Origin of the sequence: Christensenella intestinihominis (assembly GCF_001678845.1) — a bacterium.
Classification (GTDB): Bacteria; Bacillota; Clostridia; order Christensenellales; family Christensenellaceae; genus Christensenella; species Christensenella intestinihominis.
Map to the genome: position 1 here is coordinate 60,858 of NZ_MAIQ01000002.1, position 21,497 is coordinate 82,354.

Annotated in this window: 23 protein-coding genes and 1 tRNA gene; 7 read left to right on the plus strand and 17 right to left on the minus strand. The window is 54.1% G+C overall.

All coding sequences use genetic code 11. The features are described from left to right. Positions 1 to 17: 17 nt before the first annotated feature. Genes BBD38_RS02975 through BBD38_RS02990 form a run of 4 tightly spaced genes read left to right on the plus strand, consistent with a single transcriptional unit; the run spans position 18 to position 2,408 of the window. Positions 18 to 614, plus strand: coding sequence for a KpsF/GutQ family sugar-phosphate isomerase (locus BBD38_RS02975; RefSeq protein WP_066684344.1), 597 nt, complete (start codon positions 18 to 20; stop codon positions 612 to 614). 43 nt (positions 615 to 657) lie between these two features. Continuing rightward, complete coding sequence (locus BBD38_RS02980; RefSeq protein WP_066684345.1) at positions 658 to 1,158, plus strand: YjbQ family protein; 501 nt, start codon at positions 658 to 660, stop codon at positions 1,156 to 1,158. A 39-nt stretch (positions 1,159 to 1,197) separates the two neighbouring features. Further along, entirely contained in the window at positions 1,198 to 1,902 is a 705-nt protein-coding gene (locus BBD38_RS02985) for a triose-phosphate isomerase (RefSeq protein WP_066684346.1), read from the plus strand. 11 nt (positions 1,903 to 1,913) lie between these two features. Further along, positions 1,914 to 2,408 carry a secondary thiamine-phosphate synthase enzyme YjbQ gene (locus BBD38_RS02990; protein WP_066684347.1) on the plus strand — a complete coding sequence of 165 codons (495 nt, stop codon included), beginning with the start codon at positions 1,914 to 1,916 and terminating at the stop codon, positions 2,406 to 2,408. Positions 2,409 to 2,989: 581 nt separating this feature from the next. Here BBD38_RS02990 and BBD38_RS02995 read toward each other — a convergent pair. The 3 genes from BBD38_RS02995 to BBD38_RS03005 all read right to left on the minus strand — a co-directional run bounded on the left by BBD38_RS02995 (position 2,990) and on the right by BBD38_RS03005 (position 5,753). Beyond that, positions 2,990 to 3,064 (minus strand) — tRNA-Glu (locus tag BBD38_RS02995). A gap of 97 nt (positions 3,065 to 3,161) precedes the next feature. Further along, positions 3,162 to 4,493, minus strand: coding sequence for a type I glutamate--ammonia ligase (gene glnA, locus BBD38_RS03000; protein WP_066684349.1), 1,332 nt, complete (start codon positions 4,491 to 4,493; stop codon positions 3,162 to 3,164). 117 nt (positions 4,494 to 4,610) lie between these two features. Then, complete coding sequence (locus BBD38_RS03005; RefSeq protein WP_147568059.1) at positions 4,611 to 5,753, minus strand: DUF3048 domain-containing protein; 1,143 nt, start codon at positions 5,751 to 5,753, stop codon at positions 4,611 to 4,613. 231 nt (positions 5,754 to 5,984) lie between these two features. Here BBD38_RS03005 and BBD38_RS03010 point away from each other — a divergent pair, with 231 nt between their 5' ends. The 3 genes from BBD38_RS03010 (at position 5,985) to BBD38_RS03020 (ending at position 7,689) form a co-directional block, all read left to right on the plus strand. Beyond that, on the plus strand, positions 5,985 to 6,347 hold the full coding sequence (locus BBD38_RS03010) for an FtsB family cell division protein (protein ID WP_066684353.1): 363 nt from the start codon (positions 5,985 to 5,987) through the stop codon (positions 6,345 to 6,347). A 50-nt stretch (positions 6,348 to 6,397) separates the two neighbouring features. Beyond that, complete coding sequence (locus BBD38_RS03015; protein ID WP_066684355.1) at positions 6,398 to 7,267, plus strand: radical SAM protein; 870 nt, start codon at positions 6,398 to 6,400, stop codon at positions 7,265 to 7,267. Between the two features lie 146 nt (positions 7,268 to 7,413). Further along, positions 7,414 to 7,689: a hypothetical protein gene (locus tag BBD38_RS03020; RefSeq protein ID WP_066684357.1), complete on the plus strand. Its 276-nt coding sequence runs from the start codon at positions 7,414 to 7,416 to the stop codon at positions 7,687 to 7,689. A gap of 167 nt (positions 7,690 to 7,856) precedes the next feature. On the opposite strand, the gene BBD38_RS03025 is transcribed toward BBD38_RS03020, so the two are convergent. From BBD38_RS03025 to rpmA, 14 genes are all read right to left on the minus strand, one after another. Then, entirely contained in the window at positions 7,857 to 8,444 is a 588-nt protein-coding gene (locus BBD38_RS03025; protein WP_066684359.1) for a TetR/AcrR family transcriptional regulator, read from the minus strand. Beyond that, positions 8,441 to 9,025 (minus strand): TetR/AcrR family transcriptional regulator, encoded by a 585-nt coding sequence (locus BBD38_RS03030; RefSeq protein WP_066684361.1) that lies wholly within the window; start codon positions 9,023 to 9,025, stop codon positions 8,441 to 8,443. The genes BBD38_RS03025 and BBD38_RS03030 overlap by 4 nt, the downstream gene beginning before the upstream one ends. A 99-nt stretch (positions 9,026 to 9,124) precedes the next feature. Beyond that, complete coding sequence (locus tag BBD38_RS03035) at positions 9,125 to 9,976, minus strand: tyrosine-type recombinase/integrase (RefSeq protein ID WP_066684363.1); 852 nt, start codon at positions 9,974 to 9,976, stop codon at positions 9,125 to 9,127. Between the two features lie 312 nt (positions 9,977 to 10,288). Next, a complete protein-coding gene (locus BBD38_RS03040; RefSeq protein ID WP_066684365.1) occupies positions 10,289 to 11,140 on the minus strand; it encodes a sugar phosphate isomerase/epimerase family protein in 852 nt (283 codons plus the stop codon). A 128-nt stretch (positions 11,141 to 11,268) separates the two neighbouring features. Next, the gene (locus tag BBD38_RS03045; protein ID WP_066684366.1) at positions 11,269 to 11,757 is read right to left on the minus strand and encodes a GNAT family N-acetyltransferase; all 489 of its coding nucleotides are present in this window, start codon (positions 11,755 to 11,757) and stop codon (positions 11,269 to 11,271) included. Continuing rightward, positions 11,754 to 13,133: a replicative DNA helicase gene (gene dnaB / locus BBD38_RS03050; RefSeq protein WP_066684369.1), complete on the minus strand. Its 1,380-nt coding sequence runs from the start codon at positions 13,131 to 13,133 to the stop codon at positions 11,754 to 11,756. The genes BBD38_RS03045 and dnaB overlap by 4 nt, the downstream gene beginning before the upstream one ends. After that, on the minus strand, positions 13,126 to 13,569 hold the full coding sequence (rplI, locus tag BBD38_RS03055; RefSeq protein WP_066684371.1) for a 50S ribosomal protein L9: 444 nt from the start codon (positions 13,567 to 13,569) through the stop codon (positions 13,126 to 13,128). The genes dnaB and rplI overlap by 8 nt, the downstream gene beginning before the upstream one ends. A 4-nt stretch (positions 13,570 to 13,573) precedes the next feature. Further along, on the minus strand, positions 13,574 to 15,550 hold the full coding sequence (locus BBD38_RS03060) for a DHH family phosphoesterase (protein ID WP_172807744.1): 1,977 nt from the start codon (positions 15,548 to 15,550) through the stop codon (positions 13,574 to 13,576). A gap of 241 nt (positions 15,551 to 15,791) precedes the next feature. Next, complete coding sequence (locus tag BBD38_RS03070) at positions 15,792 to 16,724, minus strand: class B sortase (RefSeq protein ID WP_066684381.1); 933 nt, start codon at positions 16,722 to 16,724, stop codon at positions 15,792 to 15,794. A 125-nt stretch (positions 16,725 to 16,849) separates the two neighbouring features. Next, positions 16,850 to 17,680 carry an InlB B-repeat-containing protein gene (locus BBD38_RS03075; RefSeq protein ID WP_066684383.1) on the minus strand — a complete coding sequence of 277 codons (831 nt, stop codon included), beginning with the start codon at positions 17,678 to 17,680 and terminating at the stop codon, positions 16,850 to 16,852. A gap of 67 nt (positions 17,681 to 17,747) precedes the next feature. Beyond that, complete coding sequence (locus tag BBD38_RS03080) at positions 17,748 to 18,698, minus strand: hypothetical protein (RefSeq protein ID WP_066684385.1); 951 nt, start codon at positions 18,696 to 18,698, stop codon at positions 17,748 to 17,750. 198 nt (positions 18,699 to 18,896) lie between these two features. Beyond that, the gene (locus tag BBD38_RS03085; RefSeq protein WP_066684387.1) at positions 18,897 to 19,685 is read right to left on the minus strand and encodes a response regulator; all 789 of its coding nucleotides are present in this window, start codon (positions 19,683 to 19,685) and stop codon (positions 18,897 to 18,899) included. Then, positions 19,682 to 20,974, minus strand: a complete 1,293-nt coding sequence (locus tag BBD38_RS03090) for a histidine kinase (protein ID WP_066684390.1) — start codon at positions 20,972 to 20,974, stop codon at positions 19,682 to 19,684. The genes BBD38_RS03085 and BBD38_RS03090 overlap by 4 nt, the downstream gene beginning before the upstream one ends. Positions 20,975 to 21,209: 235 nt before the next feature. Continuing rightward, entirely contained in the window at positions 21,210 to 21,464 is a 255-nt protein-coding gene (rpmA, locus tag BBD38_RS14230) for a 50S ribosomal protein L27 (RefSeq protein WP_082989456.1), read from the minus strand. Positions 21,465 to 21,497: the final 33 nt, after the last annotated feature.

Sequence of the window (21,497 nt, forward strand, 5' to 3'; positions counted from 1 at the left end):
AAAGGACAGGTTTTATTATGGACCCTAATTTACTGACCATTGCAAAAAATTCTTTCGCAATCGAATCGGAATGCCTTGCGCAGGCGTTTTCATTCCTCGACGGAAAGGAATTTGAAAAGGCCGTTTCCGTCCTCTGCAGGGCGGAGCGGATTGCGGCTTCCGGCTGCGGCCATTCGGGGATTGCCTGCCGGCATTTTGCGCATCTGATGTGCTGCATCGAACGCCCCGCGCGCTTTATTTCCCCCGCCGAGGCGGTGCATGGCGCTACCGGTTTCCTGCAGGAGGGCGATGTGATCCTGCTGGCCTCCAGAGGCGGCAAAACGGAGGAACTCTTGCCGATCCTCGATATCTGCAAAACCAAGGGGGCAACCGTGATCGCCGTCACGGAGAACCTCGATTCCCCGCTGGCGCAAAATGCGGATATCGTCCTCCGTATGCACGTAAACCGCGAGGTGGACAAATACGACTGCCAGGGGACGACCAGCTTTATCAGCTTGTCCGCAATCTTCGACGCGCTCCAGGCCGCGGTGATATCGGCAACGGATTACCAGAATGAAAAATTTGCCGTCGTCCATCCCGGCGGGGCTGTGGGAAAACGTTTGAACCAAAAATAAAATATAAGGTTTCTATTAACTTAATCCAAAGGAGAACAGTATTATGAAAATGTATCAAGACAGCATTACGGTCCAGTCCGAGGGATTGCACCCCACCTTCCACAACATCACGGCAGGGATCAAGGAAATCCTGGCGAAATCCGGTATTAAGAACGGCCTTCTTACCGTCTATTCGCACCATACGACCTGCTCGGTCATGATTCAGGAATGCTCGCACGACAAGACCTATTTCGGCCTTGAATACCTCCAGCAGGACCTGTGCAACCTCATGGAGCAGCTTGTGCCCACCTGCCGGGTGGAAAACCAATACCTGCATCCGGGTCCGAAGCATATTGAATTCGGTGACAGCGTAGGCGAACCCGGCCCCTGGACCAGCCTGAACACCGACGCACATTTGCGTTCCTGCTTTTTTGGCCGCTCGGAGAGCATCCAGGTAGAAGACGGCGAACTCGATCTCGGTGAATTCGGTTACGTATATTTCATCGACTGGGACCAGGTCCGCGGCCGCAAGCGCACCGTTAAAATCACGGTAATGGGCGAATAAACCGTTCCAGGGCCGATATACTATTAGGAGAAAACTTAAATGAAGCCAAAAATCCGCACGCCGTTTTTTGAAACGAGTGTAAAAAATTATATTTACGGCGACGATGTTTACAACTTCGCCAAGGCCGCGGACGACGCCGCGAAAAAATATGACGTCGACGTGCTGTTTATCGCCCCCTATACGGAAATCCGCCGTATTGCGGAAGGAACGGAGCGGCTGATTGTGCTCGCGCCTTATATGGACATTATCCCCCCCGGGCGCGGAATGGCCGACGTGCTGCCCGAGGCGCTTAAGGCGGCGGGCGCGCAGGGTGTTGTCCTCAACCACTGCGAACGCCCCATGACGCTTTCGCACATAAAAAAAGGCATCGACCGGGCAAACGAGCTGGATATGATATCTTTTGTCTGCGCGGATACGATCGACGAGGCGTGCGCAATCGCGCAGCTGCACCCCGACGTTATCAATCCCGAGCCCAGCGAATTGATCGGCACGGAAAACGCCAGCGACATGAGCTATGTAAAGGAAGCGGTCAGGGCTGTGAAGGCGATCGACCCGGATATCATGGTGGAACAGGCGGCGGGGATCACGACCGCGCAGCAAATTTACGATTTTATTATGGCAGGGTCCCAGGCGGCAGGCTCCGCATCCGGCATCCTGCGTTCCAAGGACCCGTATGCGCTGCTCGACGAGATGGTTTCCTACGTCAAAAAAGCGCGTGAAGATTTGCAAAATAGTGAACAGTAAGGAGAAACTTTATGGTTTACCGTGAAGAACTTAAGGTGCAGGCCCGGCCCAATATTGCGACGTTTTCCAACGTTACGCAATCCGTTTCGGAAATAATCGGGCGCTCCGGCATCAAAAACGGCATTGTCGTTATTTATTCGCACCACACAACCTGCTGCGTCATTACCCAGGAGGCGGCGTTCGACATGTCCATGACGGGCCTCGAGACGCTCCAGCAGGATTTTGTCGACGTGATGGAAGGCATGATTCCCACCTGCAGCAGGGAAGGCATTTATCTGCATCCCGGCCCCAAGGCGCTGGAGTTTGCAGAAGAACACGGCGAGGACGCGCGGGGTTGCCACAATACAGATGCGCACCTTCGTTCCGCCCTTGTCGGGCGGAGTGAAACCATCGTGTTGATCGACGGGAAGATGGACCTCGGCGAATTCGGTTACATATACTTCGTCGATTTCGACACCACGCGCCCGCGCGAACGGACGGTGCAGGTGCAGATTATCGGGGAGTAACCCTTTCGTTCCATTGCGGGCGATATTTGCCGGGATTCTTCCCGGTGAATAGCTTCCTCCGCGTTTGTGTGTATTATCGGAAATCCGGGCCGCTTACGGGGCCCGGATTTTTTGTATGTGCGCTTAAGCACACATGAAAAAGCTCTCGCATATGCGAGGGCTTTGAAATCGCGGAACTTGCCGCGACGTGGTGACCCCACCTTTTGCCGCCTTGCGGCTCTTCACGGGCGGAAATTGCATTTCCCCCGTGTTCCCCCTTTGCTCAAGGTTATTTCATTTCGGCTCCCGCCTCATGAAACGAATGATTACGACCTTTTTTACACCCCGGGTTCGATTCCCGCAAACCACAAAAAATAACCCGCACAATAAATGTGCGGGTTATTTTTTGTGTGTCATTGATACAAAATAGATGTAAATAAAAGGGACCCTCGCACAAGCCCAGCAGATGCAAAACGGGGCCCCAGCAAAGCCCAACGAAGCGAAGCGGAGTGGGTTTGTTGGGGAAAGGAGCAGCAACGGAGCATAACGCAAAAGCCTCGCTAAAAGCGAGGCTTTGAAGCGCAGCGTAGTTTGCTGCGACGTGGTGACCCCACCGGGAATCGAACCCGAGTTTCAGCCGTGAGAGGGCTACGTCTTAACCGCTTGACCATGGGGCCATCTTTTTCGATAGCACTAATAATTTTAGTGGATTGCGGCCAATTTGTCAACATAAAAATACGCCAATCCGGGAAATTCCGAATTGGCGTACCGGCTTTAGTATTTGGTCAGGTAGTGCTGGCGCTCCCATTCGTGCACACAGGTGGAATAATCCGCCCATTCATGCTTTTTGCCTTTGAGGTATTTCTCATAGGTGCTGTCCCCGAGCACCTCCCGCATCAGCGGGTCTTCCTTGAAATCATTGATGGCATCGAACATATTCTGGGGCACGCGCCGGATCATATGCTTTTTCTTTTCCGCCTCCGACAGCGTATAAATGTTCTCATTCACCGGCGGCGGCGGGGTAATTCCTTCGCGTATTCCCTCCAGGCCCGCCGCGAGCGCGCCCGCAAAGGCGAAATAAGGATTGGCCGTCGGGTCCGGGTTGCGCATTTCCACCCTTGTCGCCGCGCCGCGCGCAAAGGGCACGCGGATCAATGGGCTTCGGTTTTTCGCAGACCATGCAATGTAGCACGGCGCTTCAAAGCCCGGCACCAGCCGTTTATAGGAATTGATGGTCGGATTGGTCAGGAGCGAAAGGCCGCGCGCATGCTTCAGGATTCCCGCCATGAAGCCGTAGGCCTCTTTTGAGAGGCCTAGCTCGTCGGACTTATCGCAAAATGCGTTGCCCGTTTCCGAGCACAGCGACATATTGATATGCATGCCGCTTCCCGCCACTCCGAAAATCGGCTTGGGCATAAACGTCGCATGGCGGTGATGGTCCTGTGCGATACGCTTGACGACGATTTTAAACGTCATTACATCGTCCGCCATCCGCAGCGCATCTCCGTATTTAAAATCGATTTCATGCTGTCCCGCCGCACATTCATGGTGGGAAGCCTCAATTTCATACCCCATTTCCTCGAGCGCAAGGCAGATATCCCGCCGGGCGGCGCCGCCCATATCGAGGGGGGCGAGGTCAAAATAGCCGCCGTCGTCATTCGTTTCGATGGTCGCCTTGTTGTGCTCGTCCTTATGGAAGAGGAAAAATTCGCATTCGGGTCCAACGTTCATGGTGTAGCCCATTTCCTTCGCCTTCGCCAACTGGCGCTTCAGGATGTGCCGCGGGCAGCCCTCGTACGGCGTACCGTCCGGCATATACACGTCGCAGATAAACCGCGCCGTACGCCCCTTGGGGTTCGACCACGGAAAAATTTCAAACGTATCAAGATCGGGCAGGAGCATCATATCCGACTCCTCGATTCGCGCAAAGCCGTCGATCGACGAACCGTCGAACATGCATCCCTGCTCGATCACGCTGTCAAGCTTCGAGGCCATGACCGTGATATTTTTCAGGATTCCAAAAATATCGGTGAACTGCAAACGCAGGAACTTGATGTCGTTTTCATCAATGATTTTATGTAATTCCGCCTTGGTATATTTAGGCATTTTTTTCTCCTCCATATTTCGAGATAATACCATTATATATGAAATCCTGTTATTTGCGCAACCAATAATAAAAAGGCTGCCGGTTAAGGCAGCCTTCCTGTTATTCCTGATTGTTCTTTATTCCGCCTGTCCGCTGATCGTCTCCTCCGTTCCGTCGGCATAGGTGACCACCGCATCCTTGCCTGCGGGCATCATGGAAATCCATGTGTTCCCGGGCGCGAGCGTGATTTCTTCACCGCTTTCCAGCTTGTAGGAGGTCGCGCTGTCGTATGTCGGGCGTTCCCACGTACCCTTCATCAGCTTACCGTGGATTACGAACAGCGCGTCGCCGCTGCCTTTTACGTCCACAATCCTGCGGTCGCTTCCCGGTCCGTCGTTTGCTTTCTCATCGTTTACAAACTGGACGATCACATTCTGCACCTTAATTTGGTCGCCTGTTTCGGCGTCCGTATGCTCCTTGCCCCTGGTGGAACGAAGCAGCTTATCGTCGGCGCTGTCGTACTCATAAGACGCAAGCGGCGTTTTATTCCCAAAGAAGTACAGCTCGAGTCCTGAAATTTCCGGCTGGTCCGCATAGTCCTGCGCCGGATAGAACGTGAAGGACTGGAGCGCCTGCGGCTCGTAATCGTAAACGTCGAGCGCCTTCATCAGGTCGATCCCCGCAAAATCCGCTGCCGAATGGCCTTCTTTCAGTGCAAAGAAAAGATCATTATTGACTGCATGCTTGCCCGCACCGTTGACGCGCTGCTTGACATGCTCGCTGCTGGCGCCCCAGATGTCGGTTTCTTCCTTGGAGGTTTCGTCCGGCCCTCCCATATGGACATAGAGGGCGTCCCACTCTTCCTGAATCCACTGGTGGTAATACCGCGAGGAACGCACCGGCCCGACGATCAGCTCGTCCGGCGCGCCCGTGCCGTTGACCGCGTCGTTATAAAGCGCCGTGAACCGTGTGTCGCCGCCGTCGACGTCCGTTTCATACACGATATCCGCATAGCTGATTCCGGTTTGCGGACGCGCTGCGTCTGCGTTGTCGATCTGCACCATAATTGGTTTATACGCCGTGTTGCCCGGCATTCCCGTTGTGGGGGATACGTCCGTCGGCACCTCCGAGGTAGCCTCAGGGGTTTCCGTCGGCTGCGGCGTTTCCGCCGCGATTACCGTCGGCTGTACGGACGGCTCTTCTTCCGCCGGCTTGGAACAAGCCGCAAATATACTGCATGCCATAAGCATTGCGAGCATTACGATCAGAATCTTCTTCATAAAATACAAAAACCTTCCTTTTTGTTTTTCCTGCGGTCCGCATAGCGCGTCCCGGTTGCAGTTCCTGAAACCAGTCTGCAAAATCAGGTATCATTATAGCACTTACTTCATACTTTTTAAATACTTTCGTAAAAATTTAAGATTCATTCGGCAAGCGTGGGTTTATAAGGATTCTGCTTGAAGAACGCGCCGGAGTATGATATGTTATAGATAATCGGCGGAGGTTTGCCTATGGCAAAGAAAAAAAGGACATTTCGTTTCAACCGGATAAAGGTGTTTGTTTTACTGGGCGTACTTGTGTATGCCAGTTTGACGTTCTTTAACCAGCAGACGATCCTTGCGGCCCAGCAGACAAAGCAGCAGCAATTGCTGGAGGAGCAGGAAGCCCTCAATAAAGAAATTGACTATTATAAAAATGAACAGAATTATATTGGCAGCGACGAGTATGTGGAGCGTGAAGCGCGCGAACGCCTTGGATGGCTGAAACCTGGGGAAAAGAAATATGTATTCCCGGAAAACGGCAGCCCCGCCCCGTCCGATGGTGCGGAACCGTCCGCGGGAGCATCGGACGAACCGGCACAGCCAAACGAATAAAGAGCCTGTCCGCCATATGGCCGACAGGTTTTTTTGACCGGGAGAAATTTATGCAGTATGAAGGAAGCATTTACCGGCCCCCGAGCGAGGCCCACAGCCTGATCGTACAGGCTACCATCGGATGTTCCCACAACCGATGTACGTTTTGCGGGATGTATAAAGACAAGCAGTTTCGCATCCGTCCGGTGGAGGACATTCTTGCGGACCTTACGGAAATGGCGCGGCTTTATCCAAAGGCCGGGCGCATTTTTCTTGCGGACGGCGACGCCCTGGTCCTGCCGACGGAGAAATTGCTGGCAATCCTCTCCCATATCCGTATGCTTTTTCCCGATTGCAGGCGTACGGCGGTCTACGGTTCTCCGCGCAGTATTCTCCTGAAACAGCCAGACGAATTGGAAGCGCTCAAATCGGCGGGGCTCGGCATGATTTACCTTGGCCTCGAATCGGGCGACGACGAAGTGCTGCGGCATATCCATAAGGGAATGACAGCCGGGGAAATTGTCGCCGCGGGCCTGCGCGTAAAGGACAGCGGAATTCCACTTTCCGTCACAGCCATCAGCGGGATCGGCGGGAAAAAGCTTTGGCGCGGGCATGCCGTTCACACCGGGGAAGCCTTCACCGCAATGAAACCCGATTATATCGGCCTGCTGACCCTGATGCTGGAAGAAGGCACTCCTCTTTTTTCGGAAGCCACAGGCGGAAGTTTCCAGGTTTTAACGCCGGAGGAGGTTTCCCTCGAAACACTTGTCATGCTGGAGCATATGGATTGCGAGGGAAGCGTGTTCCGCAGCAATCATGCGTCCAATTACGTTTCGCTGCGCGGAACGCTTAACGAGGATCGTCCCGCAATGATCCGGGCGCTAAAAGACGCCCTCGAAGGGCGGCGGGCATACAAGGAAGAATACTTGCGCATGCTTTGACTGCCAAACCCCGCCCGGCTGCCCGGGCGTTTTTTTATGGAGGCACGGGCCCGGCAGATTAAAAAATCCTTCCCGCCGTTTATTTTATCTTTTCTTGTTTAACTTATAGAGACAAACAAAAACAGCAAGAAAGGAATTGAATTAAGATGGATCATAGCGAAAAAATCAATGCCCTGCAAAACGAAATTGCAGAGGAAAAGCAGGCGGCACAGGAAAAGCTCGGTCAAATCGACGCAAAAAGACGGGTAACGGAGCTGAAGGAACAGAAAAAAATCGTCAAGATGGAAGAAAAACGGGATGTGGAAATCCGCAAGGCCACACTCGAGGGTACGCGTGCCCGCAACGAGGCCAGGCTGGAGCAGCGGAAGCGCGAGAAGGATGCGGCAAGTGAATACCGCAGCAATATCAGAAGGGACCGATAAACGAAACGCCATCCGGGAATATTTCATACGGATGGCGTTTAATTCATAATTTCTTAATAATTTTAATATTTTATATTCATAAATCTGTTATAATATAAATATAAAGTTTTTTTCATTTTCTTCCTCATAACGGGAGCGCCGCAGGGCGCTCCTTTATATTTCCGGTTTTATTCCCGCACCCGCAGGTGGAGGATATCCTCAACAATGGTACGGACAGCGGGTTTCAGGCTCCCTTCCACCACAATCGCCCGGTTGATGATGCGCATGATGAGGCCGTTTAATACCGCGTTTACAGCGTTGAACACATCCTCATGTTTGCCTTCCGGAATTCCGCAGCGCACAAAATAATCCTCCGCAACCTCCCTGAAGTTGATGCGAATCCGTTTACGCCGTTCATCCGCATACTCGTCGGGCCTGCCCCTTCCCTCGCCGGAATAGAGCAGTATTCCATAATTCGGGTTTTTTACCAAAAAGCGGATCGCTCCCTCAAAGATCACAAGAAAGGGCTCCTCCCCTTCCCGTTTCCGGAGCATACCATTGAGGTAATCGCCCAGCTGCACGAGCACTTCCGTAATGATGTTTTCCATGAGGTCTTCCTTGTTTTCAAAATAGCGGTAGGGCGTCTGGTGGGTAAGCCCGCACCTTTCCGCCATCTTCCTGGCGGAAAACGCTTCCACGCCGTCTTCCTTTATCATAACGAGGGCCTGCGCCAGCAGGTTGCTTTTCGTTTGGTTGAATTCGCCATGCCTTGTCATTCCGCGTCCCCCTCCGTAATTGTTCCCTCCATACAGGAAAGCCCTGTTTCAAGAATCTGCCTGGCGCGATCCGCCGCGCCCTTGCCGCTTTTGTCAATTGTATACGGCATTCCTTCTATCAGGGCCGCCTGGACCATTTGCTTGTAAAGCTTTATGTTCCGTTCGTCGTCTTCATCGGTCACAAACGGGTAATCCTTAGTATACTGCCAGATTTCCCCGTCGTCTTCAATATAATATTGCGTGATCGGGGCTTTGGAAAAAACCTGGTTCAGCAAATGGAAATATTGCCTGTAGTAGGAATCATAGGCTTCCTCCAGCCTGACCAGCCGTTCCAGTGGGGCCTTTTCCCGCAAAACTTCGTCCGAATACAGGCGCGCCATCATACCGCGAAGAATCCTGTGCCTGATTTCATTCATAAAGTCGTTCGCGTCTTCAAAATAATTATAGGGGCCCTTCGGTGACATCCCGCATTCTTTGGCAACCCTGCGGATCGAGAAGTTTTTTATACCTTCTTTGCAAATGATCTCAATTCCCTGATCGATTAATTTTTTTCTTGTTTTCCTGTTTTTTTCCGCTCTCATTCGTTCTTCCACTTTCTTTGAGAATTAATCCTATCATAGCATATTAAGCAATCCTTATCCAACCATGTATGATTTTTTCATTTTGTCTTCCCGCTTTCCTTATAAATCTACGGTTTCGATTTTAGCGCGTTTTTCCGCATTCGACGTTCTCGTATAGATTCTCGTGGTATCTATGCTCGTATGGCCAAGCACGTCCGCCAGCGTTACAATGTCGTTTGTCTTTTCGATAAACCGCTTTGCAAATAAATGGCGCAGGTTATGTGCAAATAATTTTTCCCGGGGAATGCCGGCCTTTGTTCCCAGCTCTTTCATTGCCGCGCAAATATAGGCCCGGCTGATTACTTCCCTGCCGTTCCGCCCTTCAAAAATTACGCCGCCTATAATACCGTTCGCTTCACAGTAGGCTTCCAGCATCCGGCGGATATTTTCCTTCAGCACCACGTTCCGGATTTTCCCTTTATTGATAATCCGCGCTTCCCCATGCTTTACCGCATCCACGGTAATATATTTCAATTCCCCCACACGGATTCCCATTCCGGCGAGGGTGCGGATAATGCAGTACATTTTTTCATTCCGCATTTTTGCGGCGGTAAGCAGCTTTTTATATTCATCCATGGTCAATACGTTTTCCAGGCTGTTGGACCTTTGCTGCTTCAGTTTTTTCAGCTTCATCGATTCCATACCCATGAAAGCAAAAAGGCCGTTCAGCGAACTGACCACGAGGTTAATGGTCGATGGAGAATACCTCGGCAGCATCCATTGCTTAAATTCCACGAGCTCGATTTTTCCAAGCGCTTCAAGCTTCCGTTCGTCCCGGATGTAACGGACAAACGTATCGATATGCCGTGAATAGGCCCGCACCGTGTTTTTTGCCTTTTCCTGCATCAGCAGGTATTCCATGTACTCTTTTTTCTTTTTTTCTACTGTTTTTAAGGTTACGTTCCTTTCCATCGCTTCCTCCCTATTTTGTTGCGTTAATCCGCACATAATAAACATAACCTCAAAATATGGACAAAGCGTGTATAGTTTTTGAATAGGATGTTGCCGCCGGATTAAAATAATAAACCGCATTATCCTGCTATTTAATTGAATTTACCGCCGCTTCCCGCAACAGTCGGAATATGGGTTGACTATTTAAAACAGACGGAACGCATAGTTTTTCTGCTCCCTCGCAGCAAATTTTCCCGGTCAAAAAAACCGCCTGCCGTATCTTTAAGCCTACGGCAGGCGGTTTTAATTTTTTGTCCGTATTGCCGGGCCTTGCTATCTAGGCCGCAATACTTTTTCACAGCTCCGCCTTGCCTTTGTCAGGTATTCTTCCGGGGAAACGGGAGGCGCCTCATATTCACGGGTCGGGTCGTTGCCCCACTTTTCCATATCGATGGGGTAGCAGGCCTCAAGCATCAACGAGCCTTCAAATTTTGTTTTTCCGATTGCCCCCATGAATGCAGCCCAGTCGACGGTCCCCTCGCCGGGCAGAAGGTGTTCGTCCGTCTTCCCGTTATTATCGTGCACATGAAGGGCAAAAATCCTGTCCTGATAGAGGCCGGGCAGTTCAAAGCTGCCCGGCGCCGCCACATGGTTATGACCCGTATCAAAACAAAGCCCCACATGGGGATTGGTGCTGAAATAATCCATGATACGCTTAAGCCCTTCCCGGTCCGCCAGGTTTTCGACCGCAAGGCGGCTCCCCTGTTTCGCGCTTTCCCCGGCAATCCGCTCCATTCGCGCAATAAACACATCCCAGTTCCCGTTTGGAGGGGAAAAGCGTTCAAACGGGTGCATCACCACTGTCCTGATTCCGCTTGCGGAAGCCCCGGCGACCGCCCGGCAATAGCGCCTGCATAGCGCGTCCCCATCCTGCCCGGGCCGCCATAGTTCATCGCACCCGAAATACGGCAGGTGCGTGTGTTCCAGATACAGCCCGGCGGCAAGCGCCTGGTCGAAATGATCTTCTTTCCGGCCGTCTGTTTCGGCGAACATATCGTCCCACCATGTGCACACCGTATCAAATCCCGCGTCTTTAATGAGCCGCAGCCGCTCCCGGAAGGGCAGCAGGAAGCCGAACCACATATAGGTTCCGCATTTTTCCAGTTTTGTTTGTTCAGGCGGCATATTGGTCACATCCTCGCTAGAGCATCTGTCAATTAAATCTATCCAGCCAAAGACAAAACCGGCGCCGTTTGGAAAACGTCGCCGGTCCGCATCATTTCCAGCTATTTACAGCAATGCCCGCCCGGCTTTTATCCCTTTTCCGGGAAAATTTCCCTGAAACGCATTTCCTTGCCGCATCCGCTTTTGAAAACCAGCGTGTCCTTCGTGACGCGCATGGGGATATGAGGAACGCCCGCTTCGCTGGTCTCTTCCCCGTCCTGTTCAAAGCCGAAATTTTCATAGAATGCCTTGGCGTGCACCTGCGCGTCCACGCACACCTGGGAAGGATTAAACCCGAACGCCTTTACGAGCAGTACGCGCATCACCAGGTCGCCTATGCCCTGCCCGCGCTCTTCCCGGAGCACGCAAACCCGCCCGATCCGGAATGTTTTTCCGTCATGGTATACGCGGCCCGTGCCCACCGGCTTTTCCCCGTCGTAAATCACGACATGCATGGCCTGGTCGTCGAATACGTCGAATTCCTCCTCCGGCGGGAAGCCTTGTTCCCGCACAAATACGTTCTCACGAATCGTACGCACATCGTCCGACAGCCCGCAAAACCATTGGTTGGTAATCAATACTCCGGCGCCTCCTCTTCGTCGTGGACATAATCCACTTCCATATATTTCGTATATTCGCCCTGCCACTGCATGGAAATCGCGCCCGTGGGGCCGCTCCTCTGCTTGGCAATGATGACGCGTGCCCTTCCCATATTCTCCGGGGTTTTATCTTCCGGATAATAATCCTCGCGGTGCAGAAAGATGACCACGTCCGCGTCCTGCTCGATCGCGCCCGATTCGCGCAAATCCGAGAGCATTGGGTAACGCGATTTTTTATCGCGCTTTTCCGAAGCGCGCGAAAGCTGGGACAGGAGCAGGATCGGGACATTCAGTTCCTTTGCCATGATTTTAAGGGTACGCGTGATCTGCGCGACCTCCTGCTGGCGGCTTTCCGCCCGTCCCCCGGCCTGCATCAGCTGCAAATAGTCGATGGCGATGAGGCCGAGTCCTTTGCTTTTTTTAAGGCTTTGCGCCTTAGCCAGCATTTCCGTCGGCGTAATGGACGCGGAATCGTCGATGTAAATTTCCGTGCCCGAAAGTTCTTTCATGGCTTCGGCAAACTTGTTGATCTCTACCGCGCCGATTTTGCCCGTACGGGCGTCCTGGCTGTCCACCCTGGCCTGCGAACACAGCAGGCGTGTCGCAAGCTGGTCCGCCGACATTTCCAGCGAGAACACAAGGCAGACCGCTTTTTGCGTAAGACCGATATATTCCACCATATTCATCGCAAAGCTCGTTTTACCCATACCCGGGCGGCCCGCGATGACAATCAGCTGTCCGCCCTGCAGGCCGGAAAGCATTTTATCCATCAGCGGGAAGCCAGCGGGCAGGCCCATGAGGCCGTCCTTGTTTTTCATCGCTTCGCTGATGATTACATAGCTTTGCTGGAGCGCCGCCGAAAGATGCTGCATCGAGCTCCGTTCATCCTGGAGCGCGAGGCGCAGGATGGCCGTCGCCGCCGCGTTTGCAATTTCGCGCGCGTCCTGCTCCCCGCGGTAGCAGTCGTCGGAAATTTTCATGCATACGTCGATCAGTTCCCGCAGCGCCGCTTTTTCCTTTACGATGTGGATATAGTGCTTTAAATTCGCGACCGAAGGAACGGTCATCGTAAGGCCGGACAGGTATTCCATGCCGCCCATCGGCATATGGCCCTCCTGCTCCAGCTTCTGGCTGACCGTCACCATGTCTACAGCGACACCGCCGCGCACGAGCTCGTCCATGGCGCGAAAAATATTGCGGTGCTGCTGCTGGTGAAAATCCGTTTCATGCAGCGATTCCATCGCTTCAAACACACACTTTTCATTTAAAAGCATACTGCCAAGGATCGATTGTTCCGCCTCCAGGTTGCTCGGGGCGACCCGTCCTTGCGGTACGCGCGCCGTTCCGTCAGTCACCTTTAACCTCTACTTTGAACGCGGTGCTTACCTCCGCATAGACCTTGACGCTTACGTCATATTCCCCCAGCTCCTTGATGTTCGGGGCCGAAACTTTTTTCTTGTCGATTTCCACGCCGATTTCTTTGGACAGCGCAGCCGCGATTTCCTTGGCGGTAATCGCCCCGAACAGCTTCCCGTTACCGCCGTGCTTGGCCTGGATGGTGAGCGTCATGCCGGAAATGCGCTCTGCCAGTTCCTTTGCGTCCTGCTTTTCCACGTCTTTTCTATGCTTCTCCGCCGCATGCGCGATGTTCGCGGCGTTCAGGTTCTGTGCCGTCGCCTGCTTGGCGAGCTTTTTGGGGAACAGGAAATTGCGCGCGTAGCCGTCGCTCACATTCACAATATCGCCTGTCTTTCCCTTGCCTTTTACGTCTTCCGTCAAAATTACTTTCATTTGCCTAGCTCTCCTTTTTATATTCTTCAATCGCCTGCCGCAGCTCTTTTGACGCGGTTTCCTTATCGATTCCCTTGAGCTGTGCGCCCGCAATGGTCGCATGCCCGCCGCCGCCCAGTTTTTCCAAAATGCGCTGCACGTTGATTCCGCCGATCGACCGGCCGGAGACAACGACCGTATCGCCCTGCCTGCACAGCACGAACGAGGCGCTGATGCCGCGGATGCCGATCAGCGAATCCGCCGCCTGCGCCGCGAGGAGCTGCGGGTTTTTCACATTATCCGGGCACCAGGAAACCGCAATTCCGTCCTTGACCTCCGCATTTTGCACCACGCTGGCGCGGGTGGAAAAGGTCTCGAGGTCGTCCTGGAAAAGATGGCGGATGGTGGTGGTGTCCGCCCCCAGCTTGCGCAGGTAGGACGCCGCCTCAAAGGTGCGCACCCCCGTTTTAAACGAGAAGCCCTTGGTGTCGATGGTGATGCCCGCCAGCAGCGCCTCCACCTCAAGCGGTTTGATGTAAATCTTGTTCGAGAAATACTCGATGATTTCCGTGACCATTTCCGCCGTGGAGGAAGCATAGGGCTCGAACAGCGAAAGGGTGGGCGTTTCAATGTGCGTGGTTCCGCGCACATGGTGGTCGATTACAACCAGCGTATCCGCCTGCGGGATCAGCTGCGGCGCAATGGTAAAATCTTCGATCTGCGTATCCACCACGACCAGCATCGCCTGGCCCTCCAGCAGCCGCTCTGCTTCGGCCGGGGTTACGAGGACCTCCTTGTAGTCCGGGTCCCGTTTCATTTCATCCACAAGGCCCTGCACCGCCGCATTGGGTTTATCAAGGACAATATACCCCCGCTTGCCCGCCTGCCGCGCGCATGCGTAGATACCGAGGGCCGCGCCCATGCAGTCGAGGTCGGGCACCGAATGCCCCATAATCACGACCCGCTCGCACTGCTCCATCAGGTTTTTGAGCGCGTGCGAGAACATACGCGCCTTGACGCGCGTCCGTTTTTCAATGGCCTGCTGGCCGCCGCCGTAAAATTTATATCCGCTTTCGTCCTTGAGGACGGCCTGGTCGCCGCCGCGCCCCAGCGCAAGCTCGAGCGCCGCCGCCGCGTTTCCATTGGCGCCGTCGGGAGTGTTCCCCACGCCCGCGCCAATGCTGAGGGTAGGCACAACCGCGGCGTTTCCTGTATTAATTTCCTTTACCGCATTTAAAATGGCAAACTTTCCCTGCATCAGCGAGGAAATATACCGCCGCTCAAAAAACATCAGGTACTTATCGCGGTCGTATTTCTGGTAAACCCCGCGCAGGTTCGCCGCCTGTCCCGCGATGATGCGGTCGATCTCCGCGTCGATTTTCGCATGGTCGTTCTGCGCCGTCCCGCGCAGCAAATCGCCGTACGCGTCAACCTGGATATGGCACACCGCCGTGGTAACGATGCGGTACAGGTCTGAAGCCTCGTAGGTATTGTTTACGTCGATCAGGCGGTAGATCGTATAATCCTTTCCGTTGAGTTTGGCCGGGATTACCTCTTTTACATAGGTTGTGCTGCCGATTTTCACCTTCCGGTCCGCGGACGGCTTTAACAGCTGGGGAAAAATACGAAAGATGTTGCGGCCCTCGCAGCGCATATCCGCAAGCATGGAAAACGCCGGATTATGCCAGCCGATTACCCCGTTTTTCTTCGTGATGGCGGTGGGCATGGTGACGGCGTTTACATACTTGTCGATCTGGTCCGAGCAATCCGTAAGGATGCGCCCCGCAATGGTAAACCAACGCTCCTTGCGCAGGGTCGAGACGACAAAATAGACGACCACAACCACAAAAATCGCACTGATGACCGCCGTGCGCACCTCATACGTTTCCATAAGCATCGCGATCAGGAGCGCGGCGGCAAGCAGCACCAGAATCAGAACCAATTCAGTTGTGATATAAATGCTGCGTTTTTTCCTGCCCATTTTCCCCGCTTTCGCCGTCATGCGGCAACACTTCCCCATAATATAGATAATTCTATCTTATAGCTTTTCCTTCGTTTCGTCAACTCGCCATCTATCCGGAAAAACGGGTTTGCAAGCGCAAAAAGCGCTTTATCCCGGGCTTTTGGGAAGGTGGATTTTTCGCGCATTTCTTTCCCGCTTCCCGCAGGACGCGCCGCACGGGTTTTGGGCATAAAAACACCGGCCGTTTTGGGGCCGGTGTTTTCCTTCGCAGGCGCGCCGGTTATCCGGCCCTGCTTCCCATATATCTCGCTTCCACCACGTATCGCTGCTCGTCCTCGCCCCGCACGCAGGTGGACAGGGTGAGGATTGCGTCTTCGTCCGTGACGCCCTCCATGCGCAGATTCGCTTTTTCATCCGTAGTCCCGGCAATCCCGCCGAGATACCGCGCAATGCCGTCTTTATCCTCCGTGCCGTAAACGGCGGGGATATAGGCGTCGTCCCGCGCATGGGCCGCAAAAATTTCAAAATCGAGCCGTCCTTCGGGCGTATAGATTTTCACCAGCCTGTTTTCATCGAAAAACGCCTTATCTTCAAATTTGTGCAGGCCCGCGAACATGGAGCCGTCCTTCATGTTATGGCCGTAGATAATCAGGTGCGGCTGCTGGAGGTCGCCTTTATTGCTTTCGTCAAGATAGATTGCCCCATACACGCTTTCCCCGCCGTATACGTCGTGCGTCAGGTAGTAGTTGCCTTCGTCCGCCACCAGCGGGTAATCGACGTCCGTGCCCGGCACCTCGAGCCACCCGATCACGTCGGGGTTCTCCGCAATGAGTTTATCGAAATCGATTTCCCTTCCGTTGGGCTGATATTCCTTTATGGGCGGCCATGCCGTGGGCGTCGGGGAAGCGGCCGGGGTCCGGGTAGCAGACGGAAGCGGCACAGGCGCGGCGGTCGCGGCTGCCGCGGCCTGCCGCAGCTCGTCCTGCCGTCTTTTTTCTTCGCCGCGCTCCGCAAGCTGTACCGCGCACACAACAAAAACAACGGCGCACACGGCGGCGACCACGAGCCATAAAATGATTTTCTTTTTGTTCCGGGCTGGCGGCGCAGGCGTGCCGGGCTCCTCCCGCAATATACCCGGGGGCGTTTGTTCCCCTTTTTTGCTTTTCTCCCGGAGTTTACTTCCCGCGAGGTCCGGCTTGTTTTCGTCTTTCATCGGTTCTCCTGTCACTCCATACTCTTCCCAACAATCGTATCACTTTTCCGTCCATAATGAAACATGCCGCGGTTCTTATGGAAGCGCGGCACGTTTTATTATCAGGAAATTAGCCCCAAAGCAATTTAACGATTGGATTTCGCGTGCTTACGCAATGCCGCCGCACTCACCGCGATCCCGGCCGCCGCGATGCCCATCAGCGTGAGGAAAAGGGCCGTATCGGCCTCGCCGCCCGTCTTGGGGGATTTTGTGTTATCGGTCGGCGCATCCGTCGGCGCTGCGTTATCCGTCGGCGTATCCGCCGGGGCGTCCGTCGGCGCTGTGGTCGGAGTGTCCGATGGGGTATCGGTCGGATCAACCGGGATCGCCTTCGTCAGCACTTTGATTGAGGCGTTGCCCGCGGGCATATCAAACGTAGTGGTTGCAGACCCCTGGTTTCCAAATGAGCCCTCGGTGCCGTCGATCTGGGACCACAGCCAAAACTGGCTGCCTTCCGGCGCCGGGTCCGCCGCAATGGTCACTTGCGTACCCGCGGCATATTTACCGCTGCCGCTGCCGCCCTCCACGGTCAGGGTGAATTTTTCTTCTTCGAGCGTGACCGGCATGATAGAGACATCCATGGCATCGGGGTTATAGCCGAAACCTGTGGAGATGCCTGATATTTTATATCCGGCTTTTTTTACCTCCCCTGCTATCATTGTAATATCTGAATCATCCACATCGCACGTCAGCGTTATGGAATACTTTCCATCCGCATCCGTCGTCGTGCTTCCGGATGCGCTTCCAACTTCCAACTTCACAGCGGCGCCCTCCACCGGTTTTCCATCCGCATCGACCACTTCCCCCTTGAAGGTAAGGTTCTGCGTGTATGTCGTTGCGAACGCGACGCCCGCCATGGACAGCACCAGCACCGCTGCGAGTACCAGCGGTACCATGATTTTGATTAGTTTTTTCATGTTTCTTTCTCCTTAACGTTTATTTATCGTCCGGGCACAGCCAGCCGCGCCCGGGAACCCGCTTGCATTAGCGGCCTGATTTCGCGTGCTTACGCAGCATACTCGCGCTGACCGCGATTCCCGCCGTGGCAATTCCCATCAACATAAGGAAGAGCGCCGTATCGGCCTCACCGCCTGTCTTGGGGGATTTTGTTCCGCTGCCGCCGGACGTATCGCCAGAACTGTTGCTGTCGCTGGTATTATCCGCACCGCCGTTACCGCTATTGTCGTTGTTGTCACTGCTGCCGCTGTTATCCGTACTGCCGGTGCCACCGCCATTATTGTCCGTGCCGTCGTTCGGATCGTCCGGCGCGTCCTTATACACCGCCGCCACCGACACAGTGCCTTCGGGCAGGTTGAACGAGTAGTAAGGCCACTCCTCGATTACCGCGCCGCTTGCGTCGAGGCACTGCCACTTATCGAACGCCTTTCCCTCCGGCGCGGGAGAGGGAATGAGGGTCACCAGCTGGCCGGGTACCAGATCGCCGCTGGCGCCGCCACCCTCGAACGTGCCGCCTGTCACCGCCACGGGGGTCGTCTTTGCTTCGAACTGGATATTCTGTTTCACAATACTCATCTGGCCTACCCCCGTTGGCGGGGCCGGAGTGGTGATTGTGTATGAGTAACTGAACGCTTTGTGCTTGGCCGTTTCTTCGATTGAAATCGTACACTCATAAGTATTCCTCCCGTATTGGAGATCGGCATAGAGGTACTGCGGGAATCCATAATAGCCGTTGCTGTCCGAGGTGAGGGTGTCGCTATACACTTCGGCCGCGGAACCATTAGGCCCCGTAATGACAACCTTCACGTCCTCGCCCGGCCACCCTCTCTTGGTAACCGTATCGGTAACCCGGCCTTTAATCGCGTAAATTCCACCCGACGAGCCCGTGATTGACGCCGCCATCGCCGGAACCGCGAGCCCGAGCACCAGCACCGCCGCAAGAACCAGCGGCATTAGTATCTTCAATGTCTTTTTCATTTCTTTTCTTCCTCCCCAGGTATGATTTTTTTTCCGCTTTGATCTGCCCAAACCGTACAGACCGCCTATATTAAAACAGTATACAGCAGGGTGTACACCGCCTGACCACCGCGGAGCAGGGCGCTTCCGGAAAAAACGGATCAAAAAACGAGGAATACGGATTATTCCCCGGGCCGCCTTTTCATACGTGTTTGTGCGTTATTTCAGCAGCTTTTCGGAAAGCCTCGCGGCGGTGAACTCCGCCCAGCTGTAATTGTACATATATTCGCCGTCGTATGCTTTCAGGGCGGCGGGAACGCCGTCCAGGAAATCGTAATAATCGCATCGGACCTTTTTCGTATCGATGGCAATATAGTTCCATTTGCGGATGATGATATCTTCGATTCCATGTTTTTTCAGGAAATCCATCAGCAGCAGTATCACATTCTGCACCATCTTTTGCATGGGGCGGTCATAGCCCCGTTCTTCCCAAAGGGCCGAGCAGATTTCGGCCGCCGTCACGCCGTCGCCGCGCCGGTCCACGAGGTAGGCAAGGAGTTCCTTGGCCTTGGAGCGCGTGCATACGAGGGGGCGTCCGTCGAGGAAAATTTCAAAGCTTCCAAAGCATTTGAACCGCACCCGCGCCAGCGCGACAGGGAAGCGCAGGTTTTCAAGCGCGTCCACAATGCTTTCCGGCCGCGCCGGTTTCAGGATATAACCGGAGGCGTACAGGGAAAACGCATCCTTTGCGTAATCCGAATAACCCGTAACAAAGATGATATTTGTTTTGGGGTTCCATTCCTTAAGGCGCGACGCAAGCAAAAGCCCGTCCACGCCGTTCATTTTCACGTCGAGGAACGCTACGTCCGGCGGAACGTCCCGCGCATGGGTAAGCGCGTCCGCGGGCGATGAAAAGCAGCGCGGCTCGCACCCCGGAACAGCCCTCCGTATGGCCCGCTCAAGGTCCGCAAGGGCGAGTGGTTCATCGTCTACAGCAAGCATATTCATTTGAAAAGACCTCCTTGGGGAACAATGATGGTGACGCCGGTTCCGGCGCCGGGGCCGCTCTTTATTTCGAGACTTCCGCCGCAGACGGAGGCGAGCCGCCCGCCGACGTTGGCAAGCCCCACATGGCCGCGCCCGTCCTGTTTCGGTTTTCCCGGTTCAAAGCCCGGGCCGTCGTCCGTAACGACAATATGGACCCCATCCTCTTTCCTGAACGTTTCGATGGTCACCGTTCCACCGTTTTTCCTGCCCTCGATTCCATACCGCACCGCGTTTTCCACAACGGGCTGCAGCGTCAGGGCCGGAAGCATAAAATCCTCCGCTTCGATACGGAAAACGACGCGCAGCTTTTCGCCCAGCCGTTTTTCCTCCAGCGACAGGTACGCTTTCACATGCTCCAGTTCCTTTCGGAAGAGGATCATCCGTTCCTGCGTCAGTGAATCGATGTTCCCGCGCAGGTAACTGGAAAACGTACCGATGGCCTCCCATGCCTCCTCCGGGTCGCGCATGCAAAGCTCGCGGATCGCGGTCAGGGAATTGTACAGGAAATGGGGCTGTATTTGGGAAAGCATAATATCGATCCTGCTTTCCGCAAGTTCCAATTCTTTTTCCTTCAACAGCCGTGTCTGGTCGCTTTGGATCACGATGTAAACGCCCAGCACGAAAAGGGTCGTTGCGATATAGAGCAGCGCGATGCCGTAAATCCATGTTTGTACGACTGCCGCGATGCCGGGGGCCATGATATAGAGAAGAAACAGGTAAAATTCCTTTTTTTTCATGTGTTTGCGGTAACGAAAGATAACGCAGAGGTACACGGCTGCACAAAGGAGCCCTACGGCTTGGGAAAGCCAGAACCAATCCCCGCGGACATACATGTTGTTTTCGTCGATCCGGTAATACATATGGTTCCATTGGGAGATCACGACAAGCAGGATGCCCGTTGCGCATATCGCGCGGACAATGCGAAAGGGACGGGGCGACGGCTTCGTTTTCGTCGCGATAAACGCCTCCAGGTAATCGGCAAATAGTGCCACGATGACGTAATCCAGGCAAAAGGCGCAGAAATTCGCAATGCGGACGCCATAATAATTCACCGGGTCCATCCCGCCCTTGAGGGCGATGGCGAGCGCGTCGCACAGCATAACGGCAATATTGCAGATCACCACGCGCAGATAGAGCCGGTTGAGCCGCGTGTGCCTGTTTTCGCTGATTGCAAGGCAGAGAATGATGATAAACGAAATCAGGCTGCCAAAAATCTCGAGCGATATGTTAATGCTGCCAATCGTACCCATAATTACACCAGACTCTTTTGATTCGGTTCCCGCGGGAAATGTCCTTTACTGTACAGTATACGGGTGTTTGTACACCAATTGTACATCGAAAGGCCGATGCGGCCTGCGCATAACAGTGTATGGGAAGTGCTTGTGCCGGCTTGCGGAACAGGCGCAGCCTGCGGATGTGGGGCGGGATTTATGGGCGTACAACAAAAAAGGCATTCCCGCGGGAATGCCTTTTTTTCTTTTTGTGTTAGTTTGCGTAAACGCTGACCTGTTTCTTGTCTCTGCCTTTGCGCTCGTATTTTACGATGCCGCTCTCGAGAGCGAACAGCGTATCGTCGCTACCGCGGCCCACATTGTTGCCGGGATGGATTTTCGTCCCCCTCTGGCGAACCAAAATGTTGCCCGCGAGTACATACTGTCCGTCCGAACGCTTAATGCCGAGGCGTTTGGATTCAGAATCACGTCCGTTTCTCGAACTACCTACGCCCTTCTTATGTGCCATTTATGAACACCTCGCTTCCACGTAAAGTCCAGT

Coding starts and splice junctions, on each gene's coding strand:
- BBD38_RS03015 (WP_066684355.1), top strand. CDS start 6,398: ATGCAGTATGAAGGAAGCATTTACCGGCCCCCGAGCGAGGCCCACAGC.
- BBD38_RS03090 (WP_066684390.1), bottom strand. CDS start 20,974: ATGGGTACGATTGGCAGCATTAACATATCGCTCGAGATTTTTGGCAGC.
- BBD38_RS02980 (WP_066684345.1), top strand. CDS start 658: ATGAAAATGTATCAAGACAGCATTACGGTCCAGTCCGAGGGATTGCAC.
- glnA (WP_066684349.1), bottom strand. CDS start 4,493: ATGCCTAAATATACCAAGGCGGAATTACATAAAATCATTGATGAAAAC.
- BBD38_RS03030 (WP_066684361.1), bottom strand. CDS start 9,025: ATGAGAGCGGAAAAAAACAGGAAAACAAGAAAAAAATTAATCGATCAG.
- BBD38_RS03010 (WP_066684353.1), top strand. CDS start 5,985: ATGGCAAAGAAAAAAAGGACATTTCGTTTCAACCGGATAAAGGTGTTT.
- BBD38_RS03085 (WP_066684387.1), bottom strand. CDS start 19,685: ATGAATATGCTTGCTGTAGACGATGAACCACTCGCCCTTGCGGACCTT.
- BBD38_RS03080 (WP_066684385.1), bottom strand. CDS start 18,698: ATGAAAAAGACATTGAAGATACTAATGCCGCTGGTTCTTGCGGCGGTG.
- BBD38_RS03025 (WP_066684359.1), bottom strand. CDS start 8,444: ATGACAAGGCATGGCGAATTCAACCAAACGAAAAGCAACCTGCTGGCG.
- BBD38_RS03070 (WP_066684381.1), bottom strand. CDS start 16,724: ATGAAAGACGAAAACAAGCCGGACCTCGCGGGAAGTAAACTCCGGGAG.
- BBD38_RS03060 (WP_172807744.1), bottom strand. CDS start 15,550: ATGACGGCGAAAGCGGGGAAAATGGGCAGGAAAAAACGCAGCATTTAT.
- BBD38_RS02985 (WP_066684346.1), top strand. CDS start 1,198: ATGAAGCCAAAAATCCGCACGCCGTTTTTTGAAACGAGTGTAAAAAAT.
- BBD38_RS02975 (WP_066684344.1), top strand. CDS start 18: ATGGACCCTAATTTACTGACCATTGCAAAAAATTCTTTCGCAATCGAA.
- BBD38_RS03005 (WP_147568059.1), bottom strand. CDS start 5,753: ATGAAGAAGATTCTGATCGTAATGCTCGCAATGCTTATGGCATGCAGT.
- BBD38_RS03020 (WP_066684357.1), top strand. CDS start 7,414: ATGGATCATAGCGAAAAAATCAATGCCCTGCAAAACGAAATTGCAGAG.
- BBD38_RS03075 (WP_066684383.1), bottom strand. CDS start 17,680: ATGAAAAAACTAATCAAAATCATGGTACCGCTGGTACTCGCAGCGGTG.
- BBD38_RS03040 (WP_066684365.1), bottom strand. CDS start 11,140: ATGCCGCCTGAACAAACAAAACTGGAAAAATGCGGAACCTATATGTGG.
- BBD38_RS02990 (WP_066684347.1), top strand. CDS start 1,914: ATGGTTTACCGTGAAGAACTTAAGGTGCAGGCCCGGCCCAATATTGCG.
- rpmA (WP_082989456.1), bottom strand. CDS start 21,464: ATGGCACATAAGAAGGGCGTAGGTAGTTCGAGAAACGGACGTGATTCT.
- rplI (WP_066684371.1), bottom strand. CDS start 13,569: ATGAAAGTAATTTTGACGGAAGACGTAAAAGGCAAGGGAAAGACAGGC.
- BBD38_RS03035 (WP_066684363.1), bottom strand. CDS start 9,976: ATGGAAAGGAACGTAACCTTAAAAACAGTAGAAAAAAAGAAAAAAGAG.